This window comes from Sphingobium fuliginis (assembly GCF_015074805.1).
Lineage (GTDB): Bacteria > Pseudomonadota > Alphaproteobacteria > Sphingomonadales > Sphingomonadaceae > Sphingobium > Sphingobium fuliginis.
Window position 1 is genome coordinate 320,129 of the sequence record NZ_CP060037.1, and the last position, 19,567, is coordinate 339,695.

Here is a 19,567-nt window from a genome sequence, read left to right on the forward strand (position 1 = left end):
CTCACGAAAATTCCGCCAAAAGCTGATGAACACCGTCGATGCATCCCAGCAGGCACTATGTCCGCGCCATCAGGTGACACGCAGAGATTCAACCGCAGCAGCCCTGGCCGCCTTTACCTACAGCGGCCTTCCCATTCCAGCCGCAAAGGCGATCCGCAAGGTTTCGGCAAGGGTACGGACTCCAAGCTTGGACATGATGCTCGCGCGATGGACTTCGACCGTCCGTGAAGAAATGCCCAGATCATAGGCGATGGTCTTGTTCGGAAGGCCTTGCGCAAGGCCTTCGAGAACATCCCGTTCGCGCGGTGTCAGTAGATCGACCTGTCGGCATGCCTCGGCTTCTTCGAGAGCGCGCCCCTCGGCCGTGTCGATGCGCGCGAACGCTCGGTCTATCGCATCGAGCAGCAGCGGCCGTTCGATAGGTTTGGCCAGGAAATCGACAGCACCCGCCTTCATCGCTTGGACAGCAAGCGCAATGTCTCCGTTGCCGGTCAGCATCACGACTGGCATGCTTATATCCATCTGCGTCAGCGCTGCCTGAACCTGTAGACCGTTCATGTCCGGCATGTGCATGTCGAGAACGATGCTACCTCTTTCAGCTTCATCTGCAATTTTCAGAAAGTCGACTCCCGAGCCATAGGTCTCGACGGCAAATCCCGCTGTCCTTAATGTGAATCCTACAGCTTTCCTGATTGTTTCTTCGTCATCAATGACATGAACGACGCGCTTGCTCTCCATGGCCCCCCGGACGTGTTGGCATTGCTGCGCACCCCAGCGGGCACAGCTTCAAAGGGGAGACCTTCTACGGGTAGGACCATGGTCCAAGGTCAAGGCCGAAATACCGCCGCATCACAACAGGCAAGGCAGGTGCTCGGCGAGAGGGGGGTAAGCGACCCGGCATCATGTGCCGAACTTTGCGAGATGACCGCTCTTGCGAACGGGGCGGCGCTCCCTCTGGTCTCCCGGCGGCAAGGCGCCGCAAGACGCTGCCGCCGGGAGTGGGCACGCCTCTTGGGGGATGAGCGCGCTGGTTGCTCCTAAGCTCGACGCGTCATGTTGTCATGGCAAGAAGCTGATAATCGCTATTCTGTGTCAGCAGCGCGCCGTAACGCCGATGTCCGGGGCGGATCGCAGCTCCGCTCGCGCGCCGCTACGGCACGGCGAATCCGATTCAGCACGAACCGGTGATCATAGGGTTTTGAGATCGAAGGCTGATCATCGCAGAGATCGCCCGCCTTCCGTGTCGCAGTTTCGATATTCCCGGCGAGGATGGCACCGATACCGGGTTGTTCCTGACGAACCAAGGATGCCAGGCCCGCGCCGCGCTCAGCGCGATCGAGCCAGCGCAGCGCTGCCATCACATCGTCGACCGGCACCGGGATGCTGGCGGGCGACGGAGGGCCGGTTGGCCCTCGACGGCGGAGCGATCGGACGCCCAGGATGCAAGGATGGCGGGCTTCACTTCGGGCTCAAGCTGCGGGTCCGAGCAACGATGAAGGGATCAAGGAAAGAGCGTGTGTGCGACATGACATATCCTCCTTTCCTGCCGCGACTTTCTCCGAAAGCGAAGTTCCCGGAAGATTGGTTCGGGCTCGTGTAGGGTCAATGGATGGGAATGCGCCCGGCGTTTGCCGGGCGTTCGTTTTCATCGTGCATTGAGCATTGAGTACTGAAGAACTGACGCGCAGCGCACCGTTCAAATTCCGTGACGAACGGCCTCCGCAATCGCCGGCATCACGTCGATATCATTAGAGGTATGCGCAACAGCGTTCGTGCTGACGATCCTCTCGACGAGCCCACCCAGGACTTGCGCTGCATCGCCGGCGAAAAGCGGATGCACGACCACGCAATCCGGTCGCGCGAACCCCATGCCGACCAGCTGGCGCGCCGCCTCGGCGAGGGTCCGGCCGGATGAGGCGATATCGTCGACCAGCACCGGCTGGCGATCGAGAAACGCTGGGGCATTCGGAATCGAGATGGTGACGTCACGGTCGCCGGACCGGATTTTCTCGCACACGAGAAACGGAGCATCGGCATCGGCCGCCACCTGCGAGACCCACTGTTCGCTTTCCAGGTCCGGACCGATGATCAGCGGACGAGCGACATTGCGCTTGATCCACGAGGCCAGAAGTGGCGCGGCATGAACAACCTGGGTCGGGATGCGGTAGATTTCCGACAACGCATGATAGCGATGGAGATGCGGATCGACCGTCACCAGCCAGTCGAGATGGCGGGACAGAATCGCGGCAAAGGTTCGCGACGTCACCGCCTCGCCGGCATGGAAGCGTATGTCCTGGCGCATGTAAGCGAGGTAGGGGGCGACGAGCCCGATCCTGCGAGCGCCCAGATCGCGCGCGGTGTCGGCTGCGAACAGCAGCGGCAACAGCTTGGCGTCCGGATGATCGAGACTCGACAGCAGGATGACCTCGCGGTCGCTGACGTCGCTTACGACCCTGAGATAGGTTTCCCCGTCAGGAAACTGACGATGCTCGATCGTGCCGACCTCTGCATCGAGCGCGGCGGATAGCGGCTGTGCCAGGGCCTCGCTGCCAGGCAGCGCGAACAGCACGGGACGGTTCATAGCGCTTCAATCCCGAAGATCGGCCCGTCGCTCACCGCATAGGCCGCCGCATAATCGAGCTCGCCCGGGCTCTCGGCATGAATGGTGCACAAGGGAGCCCCGGCATCCACCATCTGGTTCAGCCGACACTGCAGCGCGACGCCGGCGGCCTTGGCCATCGGCGCGCCGGCAAGCTTCGCGACCGTCGCGAGCTTGCGATTGTCGATACTCACCAGGCGGCCGCTATAGGGAGCGATCATATCCTGTTGGAACCGGGCGACCGGTGGAGCCCGCATGCCGCCCTGCGCTTCGCAGATACGTTGGAACTTGGCCCAGGCCCGGCCGCTTTCGAGGCACGCCCGCGCACGCGCATAGCCTTCGCCGGCCGGGGCTGCGTCCGCGAGCTCAAGCAGTCCTCCCGCCAGCTCGCAGGCCCGGTGGGCGAGATCCTCGGCGCCCGGCTGCCCCTGGAGCACGGCAAGGATATCCTGCGCCTCGAGCGCCGGACCGATGCCCCGTCCGATCGGCTCGGCGCCGGGGCCGCGCATCACGCGCGTGCGAAGCCCGAAGGCTTGGGCGACAGAGCTCAGCGCCCGCTCGAGCGTGTCGGCGGCATCGGCTCCGCGTACCTTGGCGGTCGGCCCGACCGGGATGTCGATGACCAGATGGGTCGCACCGGCCGCGATTTTCTTGGACAGCACCGAGGCGACCATCTGCCCGACGGCATCGATATCGAGCACCCGTTCCACGCCGATGATCACATCGTCGGCAGGGCTGAGGTTGACGGCGCCGCCCCAGGCGATGCAGCCGCCTTCGCGCTCGACCACCTTGCGGATTGCGGAAACGTCGAGGTCGACAGGTGCCAGCACCTCCATCGTGTCCGCCGTGCCGGCCGGCGAGGTGATCGCCCGCGACGATGTCTTGGGCATGATCAGGCCCTCCGCGGCCATGATCGAGACGATGATCGGCGTGGTGCGATTGCCCGGCAATCCACCGACGCTATGCTTGTCGACGATGACCGTTCCGGGCCACTGCAATCGCTCGCCGACATCGACCATCGCCCTGGTCAGGCTGATCGTTTCGTCCGTATCGAGCGGGACCGCTGAGCAGGCCGTGACGAATGCCGAGAGATGGACATCGCTATAGCGTCGCTCGGCGATGTCGGTGATGATCGCTGAAAAAGCCCCGTCACTGAGACGATTGCCATAGATACGCCGACGCACTTCGGCGAGCGAGGCGAGAGGCTGGGCGTGCGCGATCTCGACCGGATCGCCCTCGCTGACGCCGAGCCGCTGCCATGCGGATTCCGAGAGGCCGATCTCGCCGGGCGCTGGAGTCTCCGCGGAACTGTGCAGCAGCGAGACGACGATTTCCCGCCCGCCGGCGCGCAGCGCGACCTGCGCGCGGGACGCAAGACCTTCCGAGCGGCAGACGGGACAGTCGTGGCGCATGACCGCGATCAGATCGCTACCGGCACCCGACAGGCCGATGCGGCGTGCCCGCAGCGTCGTCGCGACAGACTCTGCTTCGGCGTTCTCGATGATCCCGGGCTTCACGCGAGCATGCCCCAGCTACCCAGCGCCGGTACGCTGCATGCCCAGCCCAGTTCCTCCGAGACACGCTTCGCCAGGACGTGGGCGCCGGTCGGCTCGCCATGGGTGACATAGACGTGGCGCGGGGCCTCGTGCAGCGAGCCGAGCCAGCGCATGAGCTCGTCGCTGTCGGCATGCGCCGAGAGCATCGTCAGGTTGGCGACCTCGGCTTCGACCGGGATATACTCGCCGTGGATCTTGATCGTCCGGGCGCCGCCGATCATGGCGGCGCCGCGGGTGCCCGCCGCCTGGAAGCCCGAGAAGAGGATGAGGTTCTTCCCATCCGGCGCGAAGCGCTTGAGATGGTGGAGCACGCGGCCGCCCGTTGCCATTCCGCTGGCCGAGATGATGACCTTTGGGGCGGGGTTGGCGGTGAGTTCCTTGGATTCCTCCACTTCGCGCACATAGTGCGCGACGCTGCACGCCGCTTCGCACTCGGCGCGGGCCAGGCGATGCTCGTCCATGAAATCGCACATCAGCCCGCTCGCGTTGATCGCCATCGGGCTGTCGAGGAAGATCGGGATGTCGCGGAGGCGTCCCTGCGCGCGCAGACGCGAGAAATGATAGAGAAGCGACTGGACCCGTCCCACGGCGAAGGCCGGGATCACCACCGTCCCTCCTCTCTCGACGCATCGTTCGACATGATCTCCAAGCGTCTTTGTCGGATCGACCTGCTCGTGGCGCCGATCGCCATAGGTCGATTCCACCAGGACATAGTCGGCGCGCGCGGGCGGCTCGGGATCTTTCATCACCGAATCGCCGTAACGGCCGATGTCGCCTGAGAAGAGGATTGTCCGCCCCTTCCAGTCGATCTCGATCGACGCCGCGCCGAGGATGTGGCCGGCGCGATGATAGCGCACCCTGATGCCGTCCGTGACTGCATGCCACGCTCCGAACTCGATCGGCCGGAAGAGCTGCAATGCCAGACGCGCGTCAGCCTGGGTGTAGAGCGGCAGCGCCGGCTGGTGCCTGGAGAAGCCGTGCCGGTTGGCGAACTCCGCATCCTTTTCCTGCAGATGACCGCTGTCGGGAAGAAGGAGCTCGCACAGGGCCGCGGTCGCCCGGGTGGCAAGGACGGTACCGTCCCAGCCCAGGCGCGCCATGCGCGGTAGCGCGCCCGAGTGATCGAGATGAGCGTGGGTCAGCAGGACTTGGCCGACATCGGCGACTTCGGGTGGAATTGGCGCCCAATTAAGGCGGCGCAGATCCCTGGGTCCTTGAAACAGGCCGGAATCGACAACGATCTGAGTTTCACCATCGTCCACCAGATAACGCGACCCTGTGACCGTTCCCGATGCGCCGAGAAAGGCGACGCCGAGACCATCGGCCGGGCGCTTAGCCAGATCGATCCTTGCTTCGCGCTCGAGGACGGTCACGCCGGACTGGTTGCGGGAATGGTGCCGTTTCTTTCTCTTGTGCATGGACGCGGGCCTGCCTCTCACGATTATGTTCGTGAGCGCAGCTTTGATTCGCGGACGCCGCACGCCTATACGCAAAAGCCGCAGCACGACTGCTGCTCCCGACAGTTGCGTCGCGCGAACACCGGTGGCCGATCCGATCGATCACCTTACCCATGCTTGCGCGATGCCCTTCGGACTTCGGTCTCTACTTATACCTTGCTCCTTGGACTCGAGCCTATGCAGGCTGGACGTTGACTAGAAGAGAACGGCATATGGGCGAACATGACCATCGCATGCGCAAGCGCGGCAAGATCGTTCTGATCGGCTTCCTGCTCGTCGCCAGCTTCTTCCTCATTACCGAGCATACCGCGCACTTCCTGGGTGTGCTGCCCTATCTCATCCTGCTCGCCTGCCCGCTCATGCACCTGTTCATGCACCACGGCCAAGGTGGGCATCAGCATGGCCATGAGCCCGGCCAGGCACCCGCCGGCTTGCCGGCCAATCCCAACGGCCGCATCGAAGGAGAGTCGCGATGACGCACGCCGACTATGGCTATGGTCTGTGGGGGCTCGCGCTGGTCAATGCCGCCGTTTTCATCCTCTTTGCGTTCAGCTTCTTCAAGCCGGCAACGCGGCGCGACTGGCGCAGCTTCGGCGCGTTCAGTGCGTTCATCGTCGCGCTCTTCGCCGAAATGTATGGCTTCCCGCTCACCATCTTCCTGCTGTCGGGGTGGCTCCAGTCGCATTTCCCCGGCGTCGACTGGTGGAGCCACGATGCTGGCCACATCCTGGAAATGATGTTCGGCTGGCGCATCAATCCGCATTTCGGCCCGTTCCACATCGCCAGCTTTGTGCTGATTGGTGTAGGCTTTTGGCTAATCTCGATCGCGTGGACGGCGCTTCACACGAGTCAGCGCAAACACGAATTGGCAATGACGGGGGTCTACGCCCGGGTGCGGCACCCTCAATACGTAGGGTTCATCCTCGTCATGCTCGGTTTCTTGCTACAATGGCCGACGCTTCTGACGCTTGCCATGTTTCCAGTGCTGGTGGTGATGTACATTCGTTTGGCTAAGCATGAGGAGAGATACGCGCTCGCGACCTACGGCGATAGCTACCGCCAGTACATGGCCCATGTTCCCGCCTTCTTCCCCAGCTTGCGTTGGAAGCGGGAGATTGCAGGACTGGCCTTCACAGGAAATGCTCGAATGGCAGGCCATCAGACGGACGGGCCGGTTAGCGAGGGTTCTCGAGAACACGACAACATGCTGCCAGGAGGTTAGACGTTGTCCTCCTCCGCAAGATCATCACGAACATGACGAAATCGAGGGGGCGTATGTGACCATGCAGGTGACGATCCTTGCGATTGTAGTAAACGGCGTTCCCGTCCTGAGCCTCCATCAGACCCGATCCGCGGCCTGGAAGCGGCTCATGAGATTCATAGACGCGAAATGGCCGGAGCGCCTGGGAGCGATGCTTCCCCCTGCCGAAGACGAAGCGAAGGCGCGCATGTTCTTTCGCGAGGAAGATAAAGACCTGTACGCGATCATCGACGCCGACATATCAGAGCTGCACGATGCCTTGGGGTGGGTCAAAGATCCCGTCGTTGGTTAGCCCGTCACGCGATCGCCCTCGAAAAGCTGGGCCGCCCACCGATCGAGATCGCAGCCACGTCCTGAACGTCACCGAAGTTCAGGACGTGACCGAGCCCGGGCAGTGCGATCGGGCGCTATCTGTAAGCCGGACAAGCAACTGACCTGTTCGACCGCCGTGCCAGCGGGCTGATTGCCAAGGGCGCGGCCGGATTTTGCGTCGGCGCAACGGGTGTCAGTCGGTGTCGGCCTCTACGGAGAGATGTGCAGCGGCTGTCATCTATCGCCCCGGCGCGGAGGAATCGGAGGTGAGCCAAGGCCCTTAACGGCAAGCCCCGAACTGGCGAGGGGTGGCGCAACGCCTCACGCCCGCTCAGCAGCCCTGGATTATCAAGCATGGTGTAAGCTGACGGCCGAGCCGGCGGGGGGCAAGACGCACCGGATCCCCTGTCTGGGACACGGTGGCGTTCGTGCGCTAACTCTCGGGGATGACGGCTGAGCCGTACAAGCGCTGGTCGCGGGCGCACCTGTCGGCCACGCGGGATGATGAAGAATCTGGCAGGCACGAAATGAGACACGCAAGGATGGAGATTCGACCCTGAGAAGCACCAAACTTCGGCTGCACCTTCTCGCGAGCCGCACTCACAAGTGGCTCGCGATCATTGTCGGCGCGCAGCTTCTTTTGTGGTTCGCGAGCGGCGCGTTCGCGCCTCCGAGCTGGTGGTGATCGACGTCACGGACATCACGGAGGCGCTTGACCCGGAGGCGCGGCTACTGACTATTGCGCGCAGCAAGGGAGATCCGGAAGGAGAGGGGGCGACCGCTTATCTGTCGCGGCGATCCGTGCGCGCCATTGCGGCCTGGCGTGCTGCCTCGGGCATTGAGGCCGGCCCCTTGTTCCGCCGGGTGCAGGTACGGCGCTACAAGGCCCGCAAGGCGGTCCCGGGGCGGCGCATCGATAGCATCTCGAGTCGCGAGACCTGGGACTTGCGCAAGACGCTACCGAAGCCAGCTGTGGCGGCGCGTGTGGAATATGATATCGGCACGGCGGCGCTGCATCCCGGCTCGATCGGGCCGATCTGGCGCGCCATCATCAATCAAGCTTTCGAGCGCGGCGCACTACCGGATTTGACCAAGGACGATCTGGAACGGCTGCTCAAGGGGATCAGCGCGCATTCGACTCGAGTGGGCCTCAATCAGGACTTGTTCGTCGTCGGGGAGGATCTCGCCGGGATCATGGACGCCCTGCGCTGGAAGAGCCCGCGCATGCCTCTCGCTTACAACCGGAATCTCGCGGCCGAGCAGGGCGCGGCTGGCCGACTAATGGCGAAGATTGGGTGACGGGGCTAGGTCTGTCGCGGCGAAACGGCATGATACAATCACATTAGAAATCAGGCTGAGCCCCCTGAATTGCAGAAGGTCCGCCGATCTTCTCCAAACCCCACTCTTCAGGCGGTTCAAAGATCCGGACGTCAGTCTCGACGGACCGCGCCCGTGCCAGCAGGCCCGGCTTGTTATAGGTCCAGGCCCGGCTCTCGTAGCGTTTCTCACTCAGCGAGGCGATGAGCATCGCGGCCCTGGGGACCCGCTTGCCGATGCGGCGCAGGGTCATATGGTCCTCATTGCTCATCACTGCCGGGGTATCCGGATGCGTGTGCCAGTCTCCAAGATAATCCAAATCGCCAGCGCTGGCCGAAAATGCCTGACCTATTTGCTCCAGTTGCCAAACATGATCCGGTATGAAGGCGTGCCGCCCGTGCATTGCGCGTGGTCCGGGACCGATGACCCGGGCCACGATCCGATCGTCGCCATCGTGCCAACCGAGCATCACGCCGCCTGTTTCCAGCGGATGGAATGCGGTGCCCAGTTGAAGAATTCGACGATTTGCGGCGGCGCTGAGCCAGAGAGTCACGCAACCTCCCGGCCACAGCAGACGGGGTGCGCGCGGGCATGCCCGACCTCCCAGGTCGGTAGGATCCGCCTCCCGTCCTTGAAGTGCGAGAGGACGGCAACGTCCCAATCCCCCGCGTCGAAAACATCCGGAATGGTGACGGCAAGCACACCGCGAACAACTTGTAGCGACACTTCCTGCAGATCGAACGAGCCCCCCGTGAATGTCGGCGCATTGCATCCGACAGGAAGTACGGTGCCGCCGGTGTCTTCCGCGGGCTGCGGTAACGTGCCGTCAAGCCATTGAGATTGGACGCATAGGAAGCATGCTGGATGATCGGTCGCGAACTTCGCGACCACGCCGCCTGCGGCGCCCAGGGTTGCATAGCCGATCACAAGAGGGGTTCCGATATCTTTGCAATGAAACGCCAGCGCCTGCTGGCATTCGGTTGACGCCGACGTGTCGATCACGACGTCAACTGAGCCGATCAGCGATCGCAATTGCTGCAACGGGTTCCCTTTGAGTTGTCCAAGGTCTTGCGAGTCAGAAAGCGCCGCGCCGACTTTGGTTTGGCCGCTGGACGCCTGCGTCCACGGGTAGTTTTGCTGGATGAACGCTGCGAGCACTTCGGACTTGGAAACACCCCATACCGCGCGACCGAGCGGCCAGCGAACATAATTGCCGGGCTCGACCAGGTCGGGATCGAACAGGCTGATTTCCTTGAAACCGGCTCGCGCCAGCTCAATAGCGGCGAAGCTTCCGATCGCACCACATCCTATGAGCAGGGCCTTCTTACCGCGCAGTGCGCTGGCGACCGGCAATCGACTGAACATGTCGTCGGAAATGCCGTAGCCCCGGATGAAGCTGACATGGCGACGCTTGCCGACCCAACGATTAGCCAGGAAAATCCATCCGTCACCAAGACCATTCGGCCCATAAGCGACCTCCTCCTCGATGAGAATCGCCGTGATGCTCAAGGGGGCTTTCCCGATCTTCGTCCAGCCGCTTGCTTCCCCTTGGAACAGGTTCGCCTCAGCTGCGACCAGTGCTTCCGCTTCGGCTAGGAGGGCTGCCGCGTCCCGTCCAAGGGTCGGTTTCATGCGCACCCATCGGGCTGGCAGTGGCGACCACTTTCCTGTTCGCTGCGGCAGTTCAAATGGCTCTGCGAGCCAAACCCCTTTAGCAGGTCTCGTCTGCGTCATGATCGCTTCGAAAGCTGCGCCGTCCTTCTTAGGGCCGGCTATCGGGCGTTCCTGGCTGACGGCGGTCGCTGGGCCGAATTTGCCGGTTGGAGCGGTGCGCCCCTGTCCAAAGTACACGGCAGAGTTGGTTTCACCCTGGCCGTTAAAATAGGTCGAGAGCGGATCTGGATAAGGCTCCTCCGCCTTGGCCGCTTCTTCCCAAGAACCAGCATTGCGGTGGCCGATGGCATCGAACAGCTGCTGCAACTGGCGGTCGATCATGTCAGCCACAAGTTCGTTCGGGTCCCACTGGTCATTGCCTTGGATCAAAAGGCAAAGGGCCTTGCTGTGCGGATTTTGATGGCGATCGAGTTCAAGATCGGGTGCCGTCACTTCGGGGCGGCAATAGGGGTGTAACGAGGAGAACCCGACAAGTAGCCGAATATCTCCTCGCTCCTTGGCCGGCCAGATAGCTTCCAACAGGAGGAAGCCATCTGACTTGTGCTTAACCAAAACCGCAGCGCCGTGGCGTTCAAACGCGGCCAATTCGGCCCGGTACAGGCCGTCCCACGAGTCCCACCAGCCCTCGGTTGCGGTCATCTGTTCAACCAACCGGGCGGTGGGGTGGCGGGTTGGACGGCACCGGCGGACCATCCGGACGGCCGGGTGTATGGCTCGGCGGGCCTTTGGGCACATCGGGGTGCTGCGGATGATCCGGGTGGCCCGGCGGATTTCCATTGTTGCTGTTCATCATGATCTCCTGAGAGGACTCTTGACGCCGTGTCATCATGGACTAGAATCGCGTTCGAGTCCTGATTTGAACTGTATGTATTAGGACTGATTTGCAAATCAAGTCCAGAAATGGACCGGGGAGCTTTTTATGGGCAATTCGCAAGCCGATGCTCGCGCGGGCATGGGAACGACCCGGATTCCGGTGGAGCTAGAGGCCTTTTTCCAGATCGCGGAACGCTGGGAGTTGACCACTGACGATCAGATCAGGCTCTTGGGCTCACCGGGCAGGTCGACATTCTTCAAATGGAAGAAAGAGGGCGGAACGCTTCCGAATGATACGACAGAACGCCTCTCTCACATCTTGGCCATCTGGAAGGCCCTGCGTATCCTGTTCACGGTCGACGAACGCGGCGACGCGTGGATGCAAAAGCCCAACGAATTTTTTGATGGTCAGTCTGCCCTGGCTATCATGTTGCGAGGGGGAGTCGCAGACATATATCGAGTTCGGCAATATTTGGATGCTCAGCGCGGGGGTTGATCGCAATGGAGTTGGTCGACATCGAATGTGAGCTTTACAGGCTTATTCCCTCGCGTTTCCCGCCCGTTTCAGTTTTCGACGGCCTCGTGGCAAACGACAGGCTCGATCAACTCGCGGAGATCGAGGCGCGCACCAATCCGCGTTTACAGTCAGATGAGCGGCTACGAGCCTTATATGGTGATAGCGGGTCGCCGCAGCTTCAAAACTGGAATCTCGCTCCGTTCAAATACCTCAACCCTGAGGGGAGCCGCTTCTTCCCGTCTACCTGGCCAGCGTTGGAACTTTCCGACGATCAACAGACGGCGCTTGCTGTAGCGGTCGCTCGGCGCGAAGGATTCCTGCGGCGAACGAGTGAGGCCGCCCTTGGCTTGGACATGCGGATGCTCAAGACCCCGGTGGCGGGAAAGTTTGCGGACCTCTCGGAAGTTTCGCCCAACCTGGAGCGGGAAAAACGCTGGGAGATAGCAAGAGATTTGCCAGAAGCGGCGGATGGCATCATCTACTGCCCCCCTGAGCGACCGTCGCACCGCTGCTACGCGGTTTTGCGAGGCGACAGGCTGGGGCGAACCATCCAGACGGTTCACTATCGTTTTGCATGGGACGGATCGCGTATTTCGGCCGTCTACGCCTTTGATGAAGTGGGCCGAAAATTAAGTCCTGAGGACTTCTCTTTGGCGGATGACGCACTCGCGGCTTAGTCTTTTGGGCAGTACATCGTTACTACAGGTTGCGGGACCGCCGTCGGCTACCGTGAGCATCGCTGCGCGAACTTTCCAGGAAGTCCGTTTCCAAGATGAGCTGACAGAACCCTATTTGCCTGCTCTCAAAATGACCTTCGTCAGGTTGGGTGGGCGTCCAATACACGCGATCGCAAGCCGACCGCCCGTCAGAAGCTCGCCGTCAAGTTGAACGAACCATAGCGCGTCCATTCTCCCGGCGGCGCATTGGGTGCGTCGCGGAGGAAGCGCCCCTTGGCGAGCAGCAGGCCGTCGAGTTCGAAGCGCAGCCGCGTGGGCACGAGCCAGTAGCGAATGCGTGCCTCGATCTGGTGACCGGCAAAATCACCGGAGCGCCCCGAGGCGTCGCGCACGCTGGTGGAGGAGAAGCTGTCCTGATCCGCTGCCAGCCACATCGGCCGATAAGAGGCGAACCAGTCGAGCCGCTTGCTCGGTGTCGCTTCGATGCGAATGCCGGGCGTCATGATATTGGTCCGGGCGATGGCATTGTAGAGCCCGGCCGGCGCGAGATCGGCGCGGCGCATGCCGAACAGTGTGTCGAAGCGGCCGAACCTGCCGCCGGGTTTGTCGCCGCTGGCCCGGTCGAACTCGACCGATAGGCGCGGCTTCCAAGGGCCGGCGAAGCTGTAGCCGACGTCGGCATGGATGAAGCTCGCGCCGACGCTTTGCCGCGCCGCAGTGGGCGCCGGTGACGCGCTGACATGGCCGGTCTGGTAGAAGGCCTCGATCTCGTAGTCGAACTTGCTGGCCCGCGGCTCGGCAATGATCCGCCCACCGAACGTGTCGAGCGAGCGGTCCCGTGTGGGCCGCCCGGGTGCATCGCGCTCGCCGAGATGGAAATAGCTTAGCTCCGCCATTGCTGCCCCGATCGCCTTGGCCTTGCTGACCTGCCCGCCCCACAGCACGAGATCGAAGCTTTCCCTGTCGAGTCGCACTTTGGCATCGCGAATGCCTTGGGTGTCGTCGGGCAGACGGACTTGCGGCAGAGTGTAGATCAGCGTCGTCTTCCAGCCCTGCGGCGCGGCGATGTCGGCGCGCAGGCCGGTGTAGCCATTGGTCGTGTTGCGATAGTCGTCAGCCGCGACCAGCCGGCGCGATCCCAGGTTGAGCGTCATGCGCCCAGCGGTGAGCGTGAGTTTCGTACCCTTGCCGCGTGTGAGGTTGTTGTCGATCCCCCAGGCGAGGCAGGCGCCGGCGATGGCGACCGCGCCCAGTCCGAATCCGCTGCCGGTGCCCTGCCAGGCCAGCAGCGCCGCGCCCGCCAGGATCGCTAACGCCCCGAGCAGCAGTCGGCGATCAACATTCTCGCGGAACACCGCCCAGGCAATGCCCATCGTCGCGAGGCCCTCGAGGTTGAGAAGTAGTGCGGCCGAGGAGGCTGGCGTGGTCGTCAGGCCAAGCATCAGCAGCAGCGGGCCGGCAACGCCCCCGGCAAGCACCACGAGTGCCATCCAGCCCCAGTCGCCACGAACGAGCGGCGCTTCGTTGCTCACCCGTCTTCGCAGCACCCAGACGAACGCCAGCCCTAACCCCGATCCCAGATAGAGCAGGCTCGCCAGCAGCCAGGGGTTCACGCCTTCGCCCAGGAGCGCCTTGGCGAGCGGCGTGCTCGCCCCGAACAATGCCGCCGAGGCAATGCCGAACGGCGCGCCCGGCCAGGCGACCCAGGATCTGAGGCTCATGCTGTCGCCTCCGTCACCAAAGGCCGATCCGCTTCGCCTTCCTTGCGGCGGACGAGCCGATAGAGCGTGGGCAGCACCAACAGGGTGAGCAGCGTCGACGAGATGACACCGCCGATGACCACCGTCGCCAGCGGCCGTTGCACCTCGGCCCCCGCGCCGACGTTGAACGCCATCGGCACGAAGCCGAGGCTCGCAACCAGCGCGGTCATCAGCACCGGCCGCAGGCGCGTCAGCGCGCCCTCGCGGATCGCGTCCTCAAGGCTGCGGCCTTCGGCCAGCAGCGACCGGATGAAGCTCAGCATCACCACTCCGTTCAGCACCGCCACGCCCGAGAGCGCGATGAACCCGATGCCTGCCGAGATGGAGAGCGGCAGCCCCCGGATCAACAGCGCCGCAACGCCGCCGGTGAGTGCCAGCGGCACCCCGGAGAAGACGATCGCGGCGTCCCGACCCGAGCGGAACAGCGCATAGAGCAGGCCGAAGATCAACAGCATCGCCGCCGGCACCACCAGCTGCAGCCGCTTGGCAGCGGAGATCAGCTGTTCGAAGGTGCCGCCGTAGCTCACCCAGTAGCCGGCGGGCATCTCGACCTGCGCCCCGACCTTGCTGCGGAGCTCCTCGACGAACGAACCGAGGTCGCGGCCGCGGACATTGGCGGTGACGACGACGCGGCGCTTGCCGTCTTCGCGGCTGACCTGGTTGGGGCCGATGACCACCTCGACCTTGGCGACGTCCTCGAGCGGCACGAAGCCGCGTGGTTCGCCGCCGCCGGCTCCCAGCGGGATGCGCAGCCGGCCGATCTCGTCGACCCGCGTGCGAAGATCTTCGGGCAGGCGAACGATAATCGCGAAGCGGCGGTCGCCCTCGAAAATCTGTCCGGCGGGCGCGCCGCCGATCGACACCGCGACCACGTCCTGCACGTCGCCGACATTGAGACCGAGCCGGGCGAGCGCGGCTCGGTCGGGCGTGATCTGCAGCACTGGAAGGCCTGTGACCTGCTCGACGCTCACGTCCTGCGCGCCATCGATGCCCGCCACGACCTTCTCGATCGCCTGGCCGATTTCGTGCAGCCGGTCGAGATCGTCGCCGAACACCTTGACCGCGACATCGGCGCGCACCCCCGACAGGAGCTCGTTGAACCGCATCTGGATGGGCTGGGTGAACTCGTAGTTGTTGCCGGGGATGGTCCGGGCCGCCGCGTGCATCTCGGTGACGAGCTGGGTCCGGGGCTTGCGCGGGTCGGGCCATTCGTCGCGAGGCTTTAGCATCACGAAGGTATCGGCGACCGAAGGCGGCATCGGGTCGGTCGCGACCTCGGCGGTGCCGATCTTGGCGACGATCCGCTCGACCTCGGGGAAGCGCTTGAGCCGCGCCTCCAGCGCTCTCTGCATCTCGATTGCCTGGCTGAGGCTGGTGCCGGGAATACGCAGCGCATGGAGCGCGATGTCGCCTTCATCGAGATTGGGCACGAACTCCGATCCCATGCGGCTGGCGGCGAGGCCGGCGAGCGCGACCAGCGCCACCGCGCCGACCACGACCGCGACGCGCAGCCGGAGCGCCATGTCGAGCGCGGGGGCATAGGCCTTGCGCGCGAGAACCATGAGCCGGCTTTCCTTCTCCTCGACCCTGCCCGTGACGAACAGCGCGACCGCCGCCGGCACGAAGGACAGCGACAGGATCAAGGCGGCGCTGAGCGCCATGACCACGGTGATTGCCATGGGATGGAACATCTTTCCCTCGACGCCGGTCAGCGCGAAGATCGGCACATAGACGAGCGCGATGATCAGCACGCCGAACAAAGACGGGCGGATCACCTCGGATGTGGCGGATGCCGCGAGATCGAACCGCTCCGTGCGCGTCAGCAGCCGGCCATGCCCATGCTGCGCCTCGCCGAATCGGCGCAGGCAATTCTCGACGATGATGACCGCGCCATCGACGATCAGGCCGAAGTCCAGCGCACCGAGGCTCATCAGGTTCCCCGACACGCCCGCCTGGAGCATCCCGGTGATCGTCATCAGCATCGTGATCGGGATGACCGCGGCGGTGATCAGCGCCGCGCGGATATTGCCGAGCAGCAGGAACAGTACGACGATGACGAGCAGCGCGCCCTCGGCGAGGTTCTTCTCGACCGTGCCGATCGCGCGCTCGACGAGCTCGGTGCGGTCGTAGATCGCCTCGGCTTTGACGCCGGCCGGCAGCGCTTTGGCCGCCTCGGCAAGCCGTTCGGCTGCTGCGCGGGCAACGATCCGGCTGTTCTCGCCCGCGAGCATGAACACGGTGCCGAGCACAACCTCGCGGCCGTTCTCGGTGGCGGCGCCCGTGCGCAGCTCCTCTCCCAGGCCCACGTCGGCGACATCGGCGATGCGGATCGGCACGCCGCCGCGATTGGTGACGATGATCGACTTCAAATCGTCGATACCCGACGCCTGGCCGGGCACGCGGATGAGATACTGCTCGCCATAGCGCTCGACATAACCAGCACCGACATTGGCGTTGTTGCGTCCAAGCGCCTGCACGACATCGTTCAGGGTGAGGCCGTAGGCGGAGAGCCGCTCGGGCAGCGGCGTCACATGATATTGCCGCTCGTAGCCTCCAATGCTGTTGACCTCGGTGACGCCGGGCGTGTTCCTGAGCTGCGGGCGGATCACCCAGTCCTGGAGCGTGCGTAGATCCTCGGGACTGTAGGCGCTGCCGTCGGGTTTGCGCGCACCCGGCTGCGCCTCCAGCGTGTACATGAAAATCTCGCCCAGGCCCGTCGCGATCGGCCCCATCTCGGGCACCACCCCTTCGGGCAACTGGTCGCGCGCGTTCTGCAGCCGTTCGTTGACGAGTTGCCGCGCGAAATAGATGTCGGTGCCATCGGCGAAGACCGCAGTCACCTGGGAGAGCCCGTAACGCGAGACCGAGCGGGTATATTGCAGCCCCGGCAGACCCGCAATTGCGGTCTCGACCGGGAAGGTCACGCGCTGCTCGGCCTCGAGCGGCGAGAAGCCCGCCGCTTCGCTGTTGATCTGGACCTGGACGTTGGTGATGTCCGGAGTCGCGTCGATGGGCAGGCGCTGGAACGCCCAGATGCCGATGGCGCAGAGCAGCGCGACGGCGGCCAGTACCGCCCAGCGGAACCGGATCGCGCCGGCGACGAGCCTTTCCAGAATCGGTGGGCGTTCGAACAGCGGCGGACGGGCGGGAGCCTCAATGGTCATGGCTCGCCCCCGACTTCTCGACATCCGCGCGGATCAGGAAGGCGCCGTCGGTCACATATTCGGTGCCGGGTTCGAGCCCGCCGAGGATCTCGGTCCACTCGGGCGTGCGCCGCCCGATCTCGAGCATCCGCACCTCATAGGTGTTGCCGACTTTGGCATAGACCACCTCGAAGTCGCGGAAGCGCTGGATCGCCTTGGTCCTGACCGCGAGCGGGACATTCGCCGACGCGACTGCGAACTGTCCCTCGACGCCCATGCCGGGACGGAACATGCGCGCCGCCGATTCCGGTAGGTGGACATGGGCCATCAGCGTCTGGCTGGCGAGATCGGCGGTCGGCAGGACCGCCTCGACCGCGGCCTCGATCCGCGCCTCTCCGGAAAGACTGCGCACGCGCACCGTCTGCCCGACACGGACGCGCTCGGCATCGCGCGGATACACGAAGAACTCGGCGTGGAGCTTCGCCGGGTCGGCGATCACGAACAGCGCGCGATCGCCGGTTACGTCGCCGACATTGGCGTTCTTTTCGATGATCGTGCCGCTGATCGGCGCCGGCACCGCGTAGGTCTGGAGCGAGTGGCTGGATTCGACGCGGAGCAGGGCCTGACCCTTGCGGACCTGCTGGCCGAGCTGCCCGCTCATCCAGACGATCTGCCCCGGCAGCCGCGCCCGGACATCGGCCTTGCCTTCGGGCGTGATCTCGATCCGTCCGGCCATGTCGATGAGCTCGGCGATGGCGACGGGTCCTGCCCGTTCGGACTTCACACCGCCGGCGCGCGCCGCCTCGGCGGAAATCGTCGTGCGGCCCTCGTAGGAGGCATAGGACCAGCTATGTGTGCGCCCGCCCTCGACCGCGCGCACCTTGACGTCGAACGAATGCGGCTCATGCACGACGCCGCCTCCCAGCAGATAGTCCTCGCGCGGCGTGAAGGCGAAGCGGTCGATCCGGCCGCCGAGCCGCGTGAGTTCGACGCCGAGTTGCACTTCGCCCGGCGTCACGGGCTTGCCGCCGCGATAGGCGTAGACGTGGAACTCGGGTTCGACGCCATCCTCGAAGATGGTCATCTCGACCGCGAAATCGCCATCGCGCAGCATTCGTCCGCGATGCGGGCCGCGCTCATAGTCGGCGGCCTTGGCGGCGGGTTCTTCCCCGGTTTCGTTGGCGGCGGGGCTGCCGCTGCAGGCGGCCAGCAAGGCGCAAGCGGCGAGGATGCCGCCGCGTACAAGGAAGGAGGTCTTCATCAGCGGTTCTCCGCGCTGGCGATGAGGGGAAGATGGCGGCCGGTTAGCCGGTCGAGCCGGGCGCCGATGAGATGGAAGCGGCGCAGCAGGTCGATGCGGCGCGAGCGCAGCTCGATCACCGCCTGGCTCGCCTGGCTCACCTCGAGAAAGGTGAAGGCGGTGCCGCCGCGCCGGAAGCCGTCGCGCACCATGACCACCGCACGTTCGGCGCCCGGCAGCACTTCGCGGTCGAGCCGAACGATTTCGGTCGCGAGCGCGGCGCGTTCGGCCGTGAGCCGGTCGATCTCGCGTCGCCGTTCGACCCGTGCCACCGCGATCTCGGCTTCGGCCGCTTGGGCATCGGCACGTGCGCGCTCGACATTGCCGCGATTGGCGGAACGGTTGCCGAGCGGGATAGAGCCGCCGACCACCAGCGCGACGTCGTTGCCCTGGCCGAAATGCCGCACGCCGACCCGCGCGGTCGGATCCCCCGCATTGCCGGTCTCGGCAAGGCGAACGCGCGCATCAGCTGCGGCGCGCTCGGCGTCGAGCAAGGCGAGATCGGGAAGATCGCCCTCGGCGGCGGGAGCGGCGGCGAGATTGGTGAACGGCGCGGTGTCGAGCCGATAGTCCGCCGTGCCGCCCCACCAGGCGGCGAGATAGGCGCGGGCGATGCGGGCGGCCGCCTGGGCCTGGTCGAGCGCGATCCGCGCCTGCGCCACCGACGTTTTCGCGCGCTCGGCCGCGAACAGCGGATCGAGCGCAGCGGCGACCCGGCGACGGACTTCGGTTTCAACCCGCTCGGCCTCGGCGAGCCGCTGTCCGGCGACCGCCACCGCCGCCTCGGCGGAAAGCGCCTCGACCCATGCCGCCTGCACCTGGGCGAGAAGGTCGAGCATCCGTAGCCGCGTACGCGCCGACGTCACGCCTACCGACGAGCGGGCGGCGCCGATGCGGGCTTCGCGCTTGCCGCCGCGTTCCCAGGTGCGCTCGTACCAGGCCGTGGTCTGCGAACGGTCGATCGGCGAATAGGGGCCTGTGCCGGCGAAATCCTCGACGTCGACGCCGATCACGTCGCGGGGACGGACATCGGCCTGGGCAATAGCGGCGTTCGCCGCCTGGAGTTGGGCCGCAGTGGCCGCGACGACGGGATCGCCGCTCGCCACCCGGGCCAGCGCATCGGAAAGCGTCAGGTTTTGGGCCGAAGCCGCCTGCGCGTAGAGGAAAAGTGGAAGCACGGC

General features: G+C 64.6%; 15 protein-coding genes and 2 pseudogenes. 6 read left to right on the top strand and 11 right to left on the bottom strand.

Annotation, left to right across the window (positions count from 1 at the left end; translation table 11 throughout):
- Positions 1–117: 117 nt before the first annotated feature.
- The 5 genes and pseudogenes from H5V43_RS23010 to H5V43_RS23025 all read right to left on the bottom strand — a co-directional run bounded on the left by H5V43_RS23010 (position 118) and on the right by H5V43_RS23025 (position 5,573).
- Entirely contained in the window at positions 118–738 is a 621-nt protein-coding gene (locus tag H5V43_RS23010; RefSeq protein ID WP_021245235.1) for a response regulator transcription factor, read from the bottom strand.
- Between the two features lie 593 nt (positions 739–1,331).
- A pseudogene (locus H5V43_RS23960) lies at positions 1,332–1,527 on the bottom strand (hypothetical protein); the annotation flags it as partial.
- A gap of 169 nt (positions 1,528–1,696) precedes the next feature.
- Positions 1,697–2,581 carry a ribose-phosphate pyrophosphokinase gene (locus H5V43_RS23015; RefSeq protein WP_021245237.1) on the bottom strand — a complete coding sequence of 295 codons (885 nt, stop codon included), beginning with the start codon at positions 2,579–2,581 and terminating at the stop codon, positions 1,697–1,699.
- Positions 2,578–4,116 carry a thymidine phosphorylase family protein gene (locus H5V43_RS23020; RefSeq protein ID WP_021245238.1) on the bottom strand — a complete coding sequence of 513 codons (1,539 nt, stop codon included), beginning with the start codon at positions 4,114–4,116 and terminating at the stop codon, positions 2,578–2,580. Before H5V43_RS23020 ends, H5V43_RS23015 begins: the two co-directional genes overlap by 4 nt.
- Positions 4,113–5,573: an MBL fold metallo-hydrolase RNA specificity domain-containing protein gene (locus tag H5V43_RS23025; protein ID WP_021245239.1), complete on the bottom strand. Its 1,461-nt coding sequence runs from the start codon at positions 5,571–5,573 to the stop codon at positions 4,113–4,115. The genes H5V43_RS23020 and H5V43_RS23025 overlap by 4 nt, the downstream gene beginning before the upstream one ends.
- 251 nt (positions 5,574–5,824) lie before the next feature.
- Between H5V43_RS23025 and H5V43_RS23030 the strand changes: the two genes are divergently transcribed.
- The 4 genes and pseudogenes from H5V43_RS23030 to H5V43_RS23045 all read left to right on the top strand — a co-directional run.
- Positions 5,825–6,088 (top strand): DUF2933 domain-containing protein, encoded by a 264-nt coding sequence (locus H5V43_RS23030; RefSeq protein ID WP_013039078.1) that lies wholly within the window; start codon positions 5,825–5,827, stop codon positions 6,086–6,088.
- Positions 6,085–6,834, top strand: a complete 750-nt coding sequence (locus tag H5V43_RS23035; protein WP_021245240.1) for a methyltransferase family protein — start codon at positions 6,085–6,087, stop codon at positions 6,832–6,834. Before H5V43_RS23030 ends, H5V43_RS23035 begins: the two co-directional genes overlap by 4 nt.
- A 55-nt stretch (positions 6,835–6,889) precedes the next feature.
- Positions 6,890–7,165: a hypothetical protein gene (locus H5V43_RS23040; protein ID WP_030541607.1), complete on the top strand. Its 276-nt coding sequence runs from the start codon at positions 6,890–6,892 to the stop codon at positions 7,163–7,165.
- Between the two features lie 680 nt (positions 7,166–7,845).
- A pseudogene (locus tag H5V43_RS23045) lies at positions 7,846–8,484 on the top strand (site-specific integrase); the annotation flags it as partial.
- Positions 8,485–8,527: 43 nt separating this feature from the next.
- Here H5V43_RS23045 and H5V43_RS23050 read toward each other — a convergent pair.
- The gene (locus H5V43_RS23050; RefSeq protein ID WP_021245243.1) at positions 8,528–9,055 is read right to left on the bottom strand and encodes a M67 family metallopeptidase; all 528 of its coding nucleotides are present in this window, start codon (positions 9,053–9,055) and stop codon (positions 8,528–8,530) included.
- The gene (locus tag H5V43_RS23055; protein ID WP_052757561.1) at positions 9,052–10,953 is read right to left on the bottom strand and encodes a ThiF family adenylyltransferase; all 1,902 of its coding nucleotides are present in this window, start codon (positions 10,951–10,953) and stop codon (positions 9,052–9,054) included. The genes H5V43_RS23050 and H5V43_RS23055 overlap by 4 nt, the downstream gene beginning before the upstream one ends.
- Before the next feature lie 142 nt (positions 10,954–11,095).
- On the opposite strand from H5V43_RS23055, the gene H5V43_RS23060 reads away from it, so the two are divergent.
- The gene (locus H5V43_RS23060) at positions 11,096–11,485 is read left to right on the top strand and encodes an MbcA/ParS/Xre antitoxin family protein (protein ID WP_020818070.1); all 390 of its coding nucleotides are present in this window, start codon (positions 11,096–11,098) and stop codon (positions 11,483–11,485) included.
- 5 nt (positions 11,486–11,490) lie between these two features.
- Positions 11,491–12,183, top strand: a complete 693-nt coding sequence (locus H5V43_RS23065) for an RES family NAD+ phosphorylase (protein ID WP_021245246.1) — start codon at positions 11,491–11,493, stop codon at positions 12,181–12,183.
- Positions 12,184–12,371: 188 nt separating this feature from the next.
- Here H5V43_RS23065 and H5V43_RS23070 read toward each other — a convergent pair whose 3' ends face one another.
- From H5V43_RS23070 to H5V43_RS23085, 4 genes are read right to left on the bottom strand one after another with little or no spacing between them, the layout of a single operon-like run.
- Positions 12,372–13,904, bottom strand: coding sequence for an alginate export family protein (locus tag H5V43_RS23070; protein ID WP_021245247.1), 1,533 nt, complete (start codon positions 13,902–13,904; stop codon positions 12,372–12,374).
- The gene (locus tag H5V43_RS23075; RefSeq protein WP_153017806.1) at positions 13,901–17,059 is read right to left on the bottom strand and encodes an efflux RND transporter permease subunit; all 3,159 of its coding nucleotides are present in this window, start codon (positions 17,057–17,059) and stop codon (positions 13,901–13,903) included. Before H5V43_RS23075 ends, H5V43_RS23070 begins: the two co-directional genes overlap by 4 nt.
- Before the next feature lie 37 nt (positions 17,060–17,096).
- The gene (locus H5V43_RS23080) at positions 17,097–18,347 is read right to left on the bottom strand and encodes an efflux RND transporter periplasmic adaptor subunit (RefSeq protein ID WP_021245249.1); all 1,251 of its coding nucleotides are present in this window, start codon (positions 18,345–18,347) and stop codon (positions 17,097–17,099) included.
- Complete coding sequence (locus tag H5V43_RS23085; RefSeq protein WP_235600801.1) at positions 18,347–19,564, bottom strand: TolC family protein; 1,218 nt, start codon at positions 19,562–19,564, stop codon at positions 18,347–18,349. The genes H5V43_RS23080 and H5V43_RS23085 overlap by 1 nt, the downstream gene beginning before the upstream one ends.
- Positions 19,565–19,567 lie beyond the last annotated feature (3 nt).